Consider the following 13090-nt stretch of genomic DNA (forward strand, 5'->3'; position numbering starts at 1 on the left):
TACAGTTATAAACTAATTGTATTTCTTTGTAAAATGCTAATATTCATAATTATTGATAGATTTTGTTGTAGTGTTAAATAACACCTTTCTCTCTCAAGGGGAGAGCTCTTAATATTCTTATAAAGATTAGCTGATTTTATATCTAATTTTTCTATTTTCCCTAACAAAGATCCTTTATCTTCTACATCATTATTAAAGTTTACATTAAAAGAATTCCCTTCCTTTATATTATTAAAAAGTATTAGCTCTATATTTACAGACTTGCTAAAATCTTTGTGTGAGATTATACCTTCAGTTTTAGTTGCAATAAATTCCTTGTTAATTTGATCTAAAGTTATATATTCTATATAACTTCTAATGTATCCATTAATAAATAATTTAGCTTTACTAGAATTTAATATTATTAAATCAGCTTTTTCAATAATAATACTATTTTTGATTTCCTTTATGTCTATAAATGTATTTTCAATATTAGTAAAAATCCTATCCACTATTTCCGTTTCAAAATTAGATATAACTATAGGCACTTTGGTAAATTTATTTACACCATGTGATTTAATATTTTTATTTGAAACATGTTTATTTCTATCACTGTTTTTTTCAGTATTTTTCTTTGAAATATATGTGTTATCTTCTTTTTTTATTTCAATATTTCTGCTTGGAATGTGTGTACTATCTTCTTTCTTCATTTCAGTATGTCTATCTAGAATATGTGTACTATGTTCTTTTTTTATTTCAATATTTCTATCTGGAACATGTATGTTATCTTCCTTTTTCATTTTAATATTTCTGTCTGAAATATTTGCAATATCTTCTTTTTTTATTTCAGTATTTTTATTTGAAATATCTTTATTTTCTTTAACAGTTTTATTTAAGACTTGTTCTTTATTTGCAGTATTTATATCCTTTATTTTGGACTGCTTCTTTTTTTCATGTTCCAAATTAACACTTTTCTTCCATACATGTTTCTTTTCTTTATACTTTAAATTACTATTTTTCTTTAATGCCAAATCATTTTGTTTGTTACTTATGGGCATATTTCCATTGGAATCAATATTCTGTTTTGTCACATGCTTATATTTTTTATTACTTATAGCAATATTTTCACTGGAATTATAACTTTTTTCTTTATGTTTAAAATGAACAATATTTTTTGAAGTTTGTTCATTTTTTTGTTCTTTTATATCACTATTATTTAATATATTCTTATTATATTTATACTGTAGTTCCATACCACCATTTTGTATACATTTTTTTCTTTCATCATTGAATTGTGTATTAACTTGTAAAAATTTATCTTTTGCGATTTTTTTTGTTTTAATATCTTTTCTTTTAAGCTGTTTCTTCGCTATATCATCTAGTTTTATTACTTTATCTTCATACTTTTTTTTATTTATATTGCTTAAATTCATATTGTTCTTTAAAACTTCATTATTTTTTTCATTCTTAATTTCAACATTCTGTCGTTTAATTTTTTTCTGTTCCTCATTATTAAACTCACTATGTTTATTTAGTTCAATATTATTAGTAGTTTCATTCTTTTTCTCTTCATTTGGTTTAATATTTGTTTGCCATGTATGCTTATTATAACTAACATTAGGTTTATCACACTTTTGGAAATGTTGTTTGTTTTTTTTATTATTTAACTGAGCATCAGATTTTAAAATTTGCTTTTGATTTTTAGTACTTGCTTTATCATTACATTTTTCAACCCTTTTATTTTCCTTATTATTAACCTGTATATTATTAGAAGCCTTATTATTATATTCATCATTTAATTTACTATTTTTATTAGAGATATTATTATTTTCATTGTTTAATTTAATATTATCAACTTTTTCTTTATTATTTAAATTATCTAATTCTATATTTTCCTCTGTAACTTTCTTTTTCTCTCTATTATCTAATTCAATATCTCTGTTTATATAATTATGTTTTCCTTCATACTTTAGCTTTTTATTTTTATTTAAAATTGATTCATCCTTATGTTTAATTTTCATATTTAAATTTTCTATATGTTTTTTTCTTTCATGATTTAATTCTATATTATTTTTTGAGATCTGATTATTTATTGATATGGCATGATTTTCAGGTGGATTACTTTCTAAATTCTTTACTGTACTAGTTTTATTTTCAGCCTGTTTTTTCTTTACATTATGTGATTTAATATTATCTTTTAAAGCTATTTTTTTTTCTTTATTATCCTTTTTTAAATAGTCATTTCCTACATTTCTATTTGATTCCACATCTAATTGAATGTTTTTTAGGGAATTATCTTTATTTACCTCAGTATTTATTAAGCTGTTTTCCTTTTTACTTTTCCTAATTAACCCTTCCATTTTATTTATATTGGATAGATTAACTAAATTATTTGTATTATTTTCTATTTGTTCTTCTTGTAGTAATTGAAATATAATTATAAGTATAATGAAATTTTTTAAATTATTATTTTTCACAATGAAAAATCTCCTTAAATATTACTACTATGAGAATAATTATTTAATTTATCCATATAATATTAATAAACCCTATCCGCTCCAAATAAAAATCCACATATAAAAATTAGATAATTTAGGAGAAATTCTTTCTCCTAAATTATCTTAGTGTTGTTTATTAATCATTTTATAATACAGTTCTTATTATTCTTATCTTTTATAACTATTTGCAGTTATTTCCATTTATTCTAGTAGCAGCATCATCACCTATAGCTACTTGTTGTAATTGTAGAACTTTTACTCTAACATAAACTACCATTTTTTCTAATAGTTCATCGTAAACTTTTTCACCGTGTTCATAACAAGGTTGTCTTTGTATATCTGTTTCGAATATTCTAGCGCCTAATAGTTCACAATATGGTTTTTCTATATAGTTAACTACGTCTTCTAGATATTCTTGACAATTAAGTTTTCCTAATTGTTCTTTTTCACAGTTGCAATCGCACATACATCCACCACAATATAGATCTGTTGTTTGTTGAATTCCTCTATTAGTTATTACTGGAGGTGTTATATAAGTTACCTCTGTTACACAGTGGAATGGTATTTTTTGTGTTGTGTGTTTTATTTCTCCACTTACTACATCACGTTTTACGCAATCTGCAGTAGCATATTCTATATTCTTTTTAACATATCCACTTATAAATAATTTTCCTGTTACAGGAACGCCACCTACTATAGTACCAGCTCTTGGCAATAATTCACATTGAGTTAAGAATACATCTTTTTTTATTCTTTTTATTTCATAATATTTTTCTTTTAATGTCATTTTAGCTTCTATATCTACTTGTATTTCTCTTTCTGCAAGAACTACTGGTATTTTAGCTACAACTGGTGTTGTTACAGCTGGTGGAGTTAGATTGGTTCCATCACACATTGGTAAAGTTTTACTTTCTATTACCTTACCGCAATCCTTATGGCAATCACAATCAGCTGATTTATATGAATTATCGTAACTATCTCTCATTTCTTCCATTGACATCACTTATTCCTCCCAAGTTTTAAAAATATTTTTTAAATCTTTTTTCTTTGTAATTTGTTTTTTTTACTTTATACTATATCTTATGATAGACAAGCTTTTTGGTTACTAATAATAACTGTTACAACTGGTTATTATTTTTTAGAAAAAGCCTTAAAAATTGTCACCTCTATATATTATTGCTTTACACACATATTAGTGAATATTATAATGTATTTATTTTTGCTTAAACTTATATCATAAGATCTTATATTATGAAGTATTTAATATTTAAGTATTTGTTAGCATTTTTAAAAATTTAGAATACATTAATATTGTAAATAATTTTATAGGAGTTACCTTTATGTATCCTTGTTATTACTGCTTTTATTATAATAACTATATGAGAGGCCCAGCACCTCCTCCAAGACCACCTTTTATGGGTCCACAACCTGGTGGCCCTCCATCTACTCCACCTCCAAATAGGCCTCCAAATAAACCTGCTAAAAGTGGACCTAATGTTAAAGCCATTGATCCTGGAGCTATAAGATTTTGTAGATATAAATTTACTTACATTTGGCCATCCAGAGGAAACCCTTTCTGGATGTGGATTGTTTATATAGGAAGAAAATCTATCTCAGGATGGAGATGGACTGGACGTAATTGGGTGTATGCGGGAATTGACCTAAACAGAATAGATAGTTTCCACTGCTATTAATTTAATATTAAATCTTTAATATTATTTTAATTTTTTAGAAAAAAGTTTAAGCTTCCTATGGAAAACTAATTCCATGGAAGCTTAATTTTATTTCTTTAACAATTTAACTATTATATAACATTTCTATATGAGGTATATCATCCTCTAAATAAACCTCTGATACTGGTTTAAAACCAAAACTTTTATAAAATTCTAGTAAGTAATGCTGTGCTGAAATTCTTATAGAATTTTCCTTCAAATTATTTTCTACAAACTCTATAGCTTTTGATATATTCTGTCTTGCAAATCCTTTTCCTCGGTAGTCTTTATTTACCAAAACTCTTCCTATGGATATTTCATGAAAGGTTAATCCTTTTGGTAGTATTCTTACATAAGAAATAACCTTTCCTTCCTCCATATAAAATAAATGATAAGAACTTTTATCTTTACCATCACAATCTTCATAAGCACATTCTTGTTCTACAACAAAAACCTGATTTCTAACTCTTAATATTTCATATATTTCCTCTGTAGTTAATTCATTAAATTTTTTTAAATTCCAACCCATATATTTTCCTCCTTTGTATACTATAAAGTTATATTCAAAATTGTTTTATTTGAAATTTATACTATTTATTAAATATATATTATATTCATTTATTTAATTATGATTTATTTTATTTTGTAAATTTCATGCTATTTTAAATTAATTTCTCTATGAATAAAAAAACCACACTTTATTTTTTTCTTTAGTATAATCTAATGCATACACTACTTAATATATAATTTATAATTATATCATTAATTTTATTATTCTGACACATGAATTATATACTTTTTTACTATCATATTATTAATTAATATGATTACTCATAAAATAAAAGCAGGAACTGTAGCACTCAGAATAACTCCTACAATATATTGTGCTAACTTTAAACTTGTAAAACAATATATTGTGCTTAAATTCTTTAATGCTACAGCTCCCTTATAAAATTAATTTTTATCCGGAACTGCTTTTTTAATTAGCATATATTGAAATATCATTCCTAAAATAGCTAGTATAATAAACATCATTGTGGCCCTATACAGATTTCCAAAGGTATCCTGAAAAAATGTAAAAACTGCATCAGGTATATATCTGTAAAGTTCATTTATAAGTATAATTATTGTAACTGGAATAATTGATATTATTAATTGACCTAATTTATTTAGCCTAAAATAAATCATAGTTATTGATAATCCTAGCATAAATAAAAATGCATATAATGCAAAATAGCAAATATACGCTTGTAAATAACTTAAAATGTGACTTGTTTGTGTCCATTGCCACTGTTTATTATCTTGGTTAAATAGAATTTTTCCATAGATTGCATGAAAGTTAGTAGGTCAATATTTTATAAAATATATTTTTTATTTACTTATTATTTTATTTACTTAATTTTTACTTATCTTAAATCTATCTACTTAATTATCTATCTAAGATACTTATTTGGTGTAATTAAGAAAGCTATTATCTGTAAACATATATAAGCTCCAAATACATATGAAGATTTTTTAATATATAATCTCCATCATTTATATTTATAAATGATATGTAAAATAAATATGATACTATTCCAATAGCAAATATCACATATATTATTCTTACAATAATATTTTTATAAACTTTTTCTTTCCTACTTGAAGTATATCTTCATTTTTTACTTTACATTCCTCATCTACTTTTTCTCCATTTATTTTTACTGCTCCTTGTTTTACTAATCTTCTAGCTTCATTTTTACTAGGAGCAAACTTAGCTTTAACTATTAAATCTACTATAGATTCATCTGAGTTTGCTTTTAAAGTATCTATATCTTCTGGTATATTACCTTGTTGAAATATATTTTTAAAGTTTTCTTCTGCCTTTATAGATGCTTCTTCTCCTTGATATAATCTTACTATTTCTTTTGCTAATTCCATTTTAATATCTCTTGGATTAACATTGTCCTCTTGTAATTTTTCTTTTATTTTTGCTACTTCATCTGGATGTATATCTGTAGCTAATTCATAATACTTAATTATCATATCATCTGGTATAGACATAACTTTTCCATATATGTCATTAGGTTCTTCATTTATTCCTATATAGTTTCCTAAACTTTTGCTCATTTTATCTTTTCCATCTGTTCCTTCTAGTAATGGCATAAGGATAGCTACTTGACTTTCTTGATCAAAATCCTTTTGTATAGTTCTTCCCATAAGAAGGTTAAATCTTTGGTCTGTTCCTCCTAGCTCTATATCAGCCTTTATACTAACAGAATCAAATGCTTGTAATAATGGGTAAAAGAATTCATGTATCCCTATACTAGAGTGACTTTCAAATCTCTTTTTAAAATCTTCTCTTTCAAGCATTCTAGCCACTGTATATTTTGAAGTTAATTCTATTGTATCCCTTAAGGTTAATTTACTTAACCATTCACTATTAAATCTTAAATCTGTTTTTTCTTTGTCTATAATCTTAAATATTTGATCTTCATAAGTTCTAGCATTAAACATAACTTCTTTTTGTGTAAGTGGTTTTCTAGTTTTTGATTTTCCTGTTGGATCTCCTATTCTGCCTGTAAAATCTCCTATTATTATAACTGCTCTATGTCCTAAGTCTTGTAGCTGTCTTATTTTTCTTAAAACTACTGAATGACCTATGTGAATATCTGGGGCTGTAGGATCTAAGCCTAACTTAACTGTTAAAGGTTTGCCTGTTTTTTGAGATCTTTCTAATTTATTTTTTAAATCCTCTATATTTATGATCTCATCTACACCTTTAGATATTATCTTTATTTGTTCTTCTATACTTTTCATTTTTATAGCCTCCTAAAATTATATTTTTATAAGGCCATATGCATATGGTACTTGTTATATTTTTATACTTAAATTTTATATAAATCCGCGCTTATTTATATAAATTATTTTTATTAAAATTATACTTTTAACAAACATAACTAATGTTTAAACAATATTTTATATTTATTTAAAATTTCAATTTGGCATTTAATAAGCATTATATACTTTAATACACAATCTATTTTTATGCTTATAAATTTTAATTTTAAATACAAAAAATCCCGTCTCTAGATTAACTAGAGGACGGGAGTTATACTCACGTGGTACCACCTCGTTTTATTAGATATGTTACCATACCTAACCTTTTCGAGTACTAAACTATGAAAGTTTTATACTCTAGCACTATAACGGGTGCAGGGATTCCGAAAACAGCCTACTACCTTAAACTAAGGATTTGGTGCTCCGCTCAGAGATGTATTCAAAACATAGTTCTTTTCTTCTTTTCACCAACCAGAAGCTCTCTTTAAAAGAATTCACATTTTTACTTATTCTCGTCACAGCTTTTAATTTAATGTTTTGAATGAATTGTATCACTTTCCCAATACAATGTCAACAATCATGTTAAAATTATATTATATATCTTGTTCAAAATCTAAGTAATTAATACATATTAAATAAACATCTGTGTATAATTTTTTCATAATGTTATTTTCATTAAACTTTTCATTTATCTTTAAATTTATAGTTTATATAATCTCATAAATTTAATTATGACTTTCGAAATAAACCATTTTAGCTATTTATATTAGGCATTATACATGTATTTAACCATTCTTTTGTTTTAGACACCCTTTCTTTCTCATCATCCTTAGAATCAACAAAATCAGTAGTTCCAAGTATATTGTTGCCCTTTAACATATCTTCTAATTTGTCAAAACATTTTTTAGCTCCTCCACCAGCATGACATGCAAAGATGGCAATATTTTTCCCTGTAATTTTATTCTCAGAAATAAAAGTATTTATTGGTGGAGCATATCTGCCAGCCCAAATAGGTGTTCCAATAAATATTGTATGGTACTTATCTAAATCGGGAGATTTATTTATCAAACTTGGCTTTTCATTAAATAGGGCGCTTTTTCCTCCCCAGAAAAACTTTCTAAATCCTTTTTTAGGGATTTCTTTTTCTGGTTCTAATTGAAGTAAATCACAGTCTAACTCCCCTTTTATTATATTAGCAATGGATTTAGTATGTCCTTCTAATGAATAAAAAACTATTAAACTCTTCATATTCTCACCTCTTATAAAATTTTAACATACTAATTGTTATTTATGATAATAAATATATTATTTTTTTATTAACTATAAAAATATATGTATATCAATATATGTTTTGTGTTTAATAATTTTATATCGTATGCATTTATAATGTTTTACTGGCAAATAATAACCATGTGCAAAATAAAACATATTAAGGAGAGATATTTTATGGCAAAAATCATGAAAACAATGGATGGAAACCAAGCAGCTGCAGAAGCATCATATGCCTTTACTGAAGTTGCAGCAATTTATCCAATTACTCCTTCTACTCCTATGGCTGAAGGTATAGATGAGTGGTCTGCCCATGGGAAAAATAATATATTTGGTCAGACTGTAAAAGTTGTTGAGATGCAATCTGAAGCTGGAGCTTCAGGGGCTATTCATGGGTCCCTAGCTGCTGGTGCTCTTACAACCACCTATACAGCTTCTCAAGGGTTATTATTAATGATTCCTAATCTTTATAAAATGGCTGGAGAATTATTACCTGGTGTAATTCATGTAAGTGCCAGAGCAATAGCAACTCATGCTTTATCAATTTTTGGTGATCATCAAGATGTAATGGCTACAAGACAAACTGGAGTAGCGTTATTAGCAGCTTCTAATGTTCAGGAAGTAATGGATTTAGCAAACATAGCTCATCTATCTGCTATTAAATCTAGAATTCCTTTCTTACATTTTTTTGATGGATTTAGAACTTCTCATGAATATCAAAAAATTGAGGTTATTAACTATGATGATATAGCTAAACTAGTAGATTATGATGCTATAGAAAAATTCAGAGCTAGAGCATTAAATCCAGAGCATCCAACACTTAGAGGTACTGCTCAAAACCCAGATATTTATTTTCAAGGAAGAGAAGCATCAAATAAATTTTATGAAGCTGTACCTAATATTGTAGAAAACTACATGAGAGAAATAGAAAAAATTACAGGAAGAGCTTATCACCCTTTTGATTATTATGGATGTTCTGATGCTGAAAATATCATAGTGGCTATGGGTTCTGTCTGCGATACTATAGAAGAAACTGTGGACTATCTAATAGGTAAAGGAGAAAAAGTAGGAGTTATAAAAATACATTTATATAGACCATTCTGCCCAACATACTTTATGAAGACACTGCCTAAAACTGTAAAAAAAATTGCTGTTCTTGATCGTACAAAAGAACCTGGTTCACTAGGAGAACCTATATATCTTGACGTATGCAAAGTATTCTATAATACAGAGCATAAGCCTATTATTGTAGGTGGTAGATATGGATTAGGATCTAAAGATACCACACCATCTCAAATTATATCAGTATTTGAAAACTTGAAACAAAACCAACCCAAAGATAGATTTACAATAGGAATTGTAGATGATGTTACCAATACATCTTTATCTGAAAATAAAGATATAGTTGAAACTACTCCTGATGGAACTATAAGCTGTAAATTCTGGGGATTAGGATCTGATGGTACCGTAGGCGCAAATAAAACTGCTGTAAAAATTATTGGAGATAATACAGATTTATACGCTCAAGCATATTTTTCCTATGACAGTAAAAAATCTGGTGGAAGCACTATTTCTCATTTAAGATTTGGTAAACAAAAGATTAAATCACCTTATTTAATTTATAATGCAGACTATATTGCATGTCATAATAAATCATTTATATATAATTTTGATGTATTAAAAGGATTAAAGAAAAATGGTACTTTCGTATTAAATTGTCCTTGGAACCCTGAAGAATTAGATCAACATATACCTAGTTCTATGAAAAAGTATATTGCAAAAAATAATATTAATTTCTACACTATAGATGCTATATCTATTGCACAAAAAATAGGCTTGGGTGGAAGAATTAATATGATAATGCAATCTGTATTCTTTAATTTGGCTAATGTTATACCTGTAGCTAAAGCCCTAGAACTATTAAAAAATTCTGTAGAAAAAACTTATGGTAAAAAAGGTGAAAACATTGTAGAAATGAATAAACAAGTTATTGACCAAGGTATTAATGCATTACATAAAGTTAGCATTCCAGATTCATGGGAATATGTTGAAACCACACCAACTACCATAGAAAAAGTGCCTGATTTTATTAAAAATATACAAAGACCTATGGCTAAAAATGAAGGTGATAACCTTCCAGTTAGTGCCTTTAACGGAATGGAAGATGGGGTATTCCCATTAGGAACTACATCATATGAAAAACGCGGCATAGCTGTTATGATTCCAGAATGGCAAATAGAAAAATGTATACAATGCAATCAATGTTCCTACGTTTGCCCACATTCAGTAATACGAGCATATTTATTGAATGATGAAGAAAAAGCAAAAGCATCTCATTCATTCGAAACAAAAAAAGCTACTGGAAAAGGACTAGAAGGACTAGAATATCGTATTCAAATAAGTCCATTGGATTGTACTGGTTGTGGCAACTGTGCAGATGTTTGTCCAGCTCCTGGTAAAGCTTTAATTATGAAAAATGCTAAAGAACAAATTGAAATGCAATCTGAAAACTGGGAATTTGGTCTTAATATTGCTACTAAAGAATCTCTGATGAATCCAAAAACATTAAAAGGTAGCCAATTTATAAGACCATTATTAGAATTTCACGGAGCATGTCCAGGTTGTGGAGAAACTCCATATATTAAGCTACTAACACAACTATTTGGGGATAGAATGATGATTGCAAATGCTACTGGCTGTTCATCTATCTGGGGAGGCAGTGCTCCATCAATACCATATACTAAAAATTCACAAGGACGAGGCCCTTCTTGGGGTAATTCTCTATTTGAAGATAATGCGGAATATGGTTATGGTATGTATCTTGCCGTAAAACAGATTAGAGAAAAATTAGTTCAATTAATAGAAGAAGCATTAAATACAGAAATATCTCCAGATATTAAAGATGCATTTAAAGAATGGTTAGAATCAATGGATGATGGGGAAAAATCAAAAATGGCTACATCAAAAATATTAGAAGCTATAAAAAATGAAAATTATAAAGATAATGCTATGTTGAATGAAATAATGGAGAAAAAGGATTATCTAATAAAAAAATCTCATTGGATGATAGGCGGAGATGGCTGGGCTTATGATATAGGATTTGGTGGATTAGATCAGGTATTATCTTCTGGAGATGATGTTAATATATTCGTTATGGACACAGAAATATATTCTAACACTGGTGGTCAATGCTCAAAAGCTACTCCAACTGCAGCCGTAGCTAAATTTGCTGCTGCTGGTAAAAGAATTAGGAAAAAGGATCTTGGAATGATGGCAATGAGCTATGGATACGTATATGTAACCCAAATAGCCATGGGAGCAAATATGAATCATACTATTAAAGCAATTACTGAAGCAGAAGAATATAAGGGCCCTTCATTAATAATTGCATATGCACCTTGTATAAGTCACGGAATAAAAACAGGCATGGGAACAAGTATAGCCGAGGAGAAAAAAGCAGTGGAATCAGGATATTGGCATCTTTATAGGTATAATCCTCTTTTAAAAGATGATGGAAAAAACCCATTCACATTGGACTCAAGAGAACCAACAAAACCTTTTAAAGAATTTATTCAAGGGGAAGTTAGATATTCTTCACTTATGAATGTATTCCCTAATATTGCTGATAAAATGTCAGATATGGCTGAACAACATGCACGTGAAAGATATGAAAACTACAAAAATTTATCAAATAAATAAAAATAAAAAATAGAAGGGAACTATAAGATTCCCTTCTATTTTTCATTGGTGTCTACCCATTCTTTACCATTTCTTACTTCAGTTTCACTTGGTATAGGTACTTTAGAAATAGGTTTCATATCTTTAATATTAGCCCAAGCAGCAGTATCATGCTTTTCTATAGGTTTTTCTATAAAATTTTTTCTATCCACATCTATCATCCTTTCAAAATTATATTTTAAGTTTAATTTATTTTAGTATTCCCTAAACATTGTTTCATTAATCTTATTTTATTTTCACGAAATCTTACTTCTCATATTTTAAAATAACTAAATATATCTATGTTAATTTTATTAAACTTTATAGCACTATATCCTTCTTTTTAGCTATAATTATACTAAGTAACATAAATATTACTATATATATAATTGAAGTAAAAGAAAATATTAAGGTAGAATTAGGTCTCAAATTATTAACTATACCAGGAGCATACATTCCGCCAGAAAAGGTATAGTAAACCATATTCTTCATTTGATCTATCACAATCATAATAATATCTATTCCAATTCCTAGTGTTATAGTAGCTCCACTATTATTAACAATTAGTGCAATAAAGGTTATAACTGTACTAAAGGATATTAAAGGTAATAGTACACTAGCGTAGTCTTTCAAATTATTAATAAATGTATTTAAAAATTCTCGTTTAGCTCCTAGACCAAAAGAAATAGTGCCTACCATATAGCTTCCAATAAAACCTACAACTAAAAATATTAATGCATATAAAGCTATAAATAAAAACTTACCAACTATAAACTCACCTTTTTTAATAGGTGTCATCAAAGAAAATTTCATAGTTCCTCTACTATAATCTTCTAAAAAATTTTCTTTACAATATAAATTTTCAACATTAACATCATTAGAAACTAAAAGCTTATTTATTCTTTGGAAATTCCCCTTGTCTATTTCAATTCTTATACCCTTTTGAATATTTTCAATTGTGAAAGGAATATTCATATTTTTTATAATATTCTATAAAAACTAACCTTTCTTTTATAAAAGTAAACTTACAAATAAAAAAAGTTGTTTAGTAATTATATAAAAATATAATCTCTAAACAACTTTCTACCCCAAGCT

General features: G+C 27.0%; 10 protein-coding genes and 1 other annotated feature. Of the genes, 2 read left to right on the top strand and 8 right to left on the bottom strand.

Annotated elements, in window-relative coordinates; all coding sequences use genetic code 11:
* Positions 1-5 precede the first annotated feature (5 nt).
* Both NGI68_RS02340 and csxC read right to left on the bottom strand, forming a co-directional pair.
* A complete protein-coding gene (locus NGI68_RS02340; RefSeq protein ID WP_251859873.1) occupies positions 6-2456 on the bottom strand; it encodes a hypothetical protein in 2451 nt (816 codons plus the stop codon).
* A gap of 202 nt (positions 2457-2658) precedes the next feature.
* Entirely contained in the window at positions 2659-3471 is an 813-nt protein-coding gene (csxC, locus tag NGI68_RS02345; protein ID WP_502799373.1) for an exosporium protein CsxC, read from the bottom strand.
* A 346-nt stretch (positions 3472-3817) separates the two neighbouring features.
* On the opposite strand from csxC, the gene NGI68_RS02350 reads away from it, so the two are divergent.
* Positions 3818-4171, top strand: a complete 354-nt coding sequence (locus NGI68_RS02350) for a hypothetical protein (RefSeq protein WP_251859875.1) — start codon at positions 3818-3820, stop codon at positions 4169-4171.
* A 103-nt stretch (positions 4172-4274) separates the two neighbouring features.
* On the opposite strand, the gene NGI68_RS02355 is transcribed toward NGI68_RS02350, so the two are convergent.
* From NGI68_RS02355 to NGI68_RS02370, 4 genes are all read right to left on the bottom strand, one after another.
* The gene (locus NGI68_RS02355; RefSeq protein WP_251859876.1) at positions 4275-4718 is read right to left on the bottom strand and encodes a GNAT family N-acetyltransferase; all 444 of its coding nucleotides are present in this window, start codon (positions 4716-4718) and stop codon (positions 4275-4277) included.
* A 425-nt stretch (positions 4719-5143) separates the two neighbouring features.
* Positions 5144-5398: a hypothetical protein gene (locus tag NGI68_RS02360; RefSeq protein ID WP_251859877.1), complete on the bottom strand. Its 255-nt coding sequence runs from the start codon at positions 5396-5398 to the stop codon at positions 5144-5146.
* 396 nt (positions 5399-5794) lie between these two features.
* Complete coding sequence (tyrS, locus tag NGI68_RS02365; RefSeq protein ID WP_251859878.1) at positions 5795-6988, bottom strand: tyrosine--tRNA ligase; 1194 nt, start codon at positions 6986-6988, stop codon at positions 5795-5797.
* 278 nt (positions 6989-7266) lie between these two features.
* Positions 7267-7537: a binding site (T-box leader), on the bottom strand.
* A gap of 225 nt (positions 7538-7762) precedes the next feature.
* Entirely contained in the window at positions 7763-8257 is a 495-nt protein-coding gene (locus NGI68_RS02370) for a flavodoxin family protein (RefSeq protein WP_251859879.1), read from the bottom strand.
* Between the two features lie 198 nt (positions 8258-8455).
* On the opposite strand from NGI68_RS02370, the gene nifJ reads away from it, so the two are divergent.
* Positions 8456-11977: a pyruvate:ferredoxin (flavodoxin) oxidoreductase gene (nifJ, locus tag NGI68_RS02375; protein ID WP_251859880.1), complete on the top strand. Its 3522-nt coding sequence runs from the start codon at positions 8456-8458 to the stop codon at positions 11975-11977.
* Between the two features lie 35 nt (positions 11978-12012).
* On the opposite strand, the gene NGI68_RS02380 is transcribed toward nifJ, so the two are convergent.
* Positions 12013-12177 carry a CDIF630_02480 family spore surface protein gene (locus NGI68_RS02380; protein WP_251859881.1) on the bottom strand — a complete coding sequence of 55 codons (165 nt, stop codon included), beginning with the start codon at positions 12175-12177 and terminating at the stop codon, positions 12013-12015.
* 139 nt (positions 12178-12316) lie between these two features.
* Positions 12317-12970, bottom strand: coding sequence for an ABC transporter permease (locus tag NGI68_RS02385; RefSeq protein WP_251859882.1), 654 nt, complete (start codon positions 12968-12970; stop codon positions 12317-12319).
* Positions 12971-13090 lie beyond the last annotated feature (120 nt).

Source organism: Clostridium sp. Marseille-Q2269, from assembly GCF_943736985.1.
In the GTDB taxonomy this organism is placed as follows: domain Bacteria; phylum Bacillota; class Clostridia; order Clostridiales; family Clostridiaceae; genus Clostridium_F.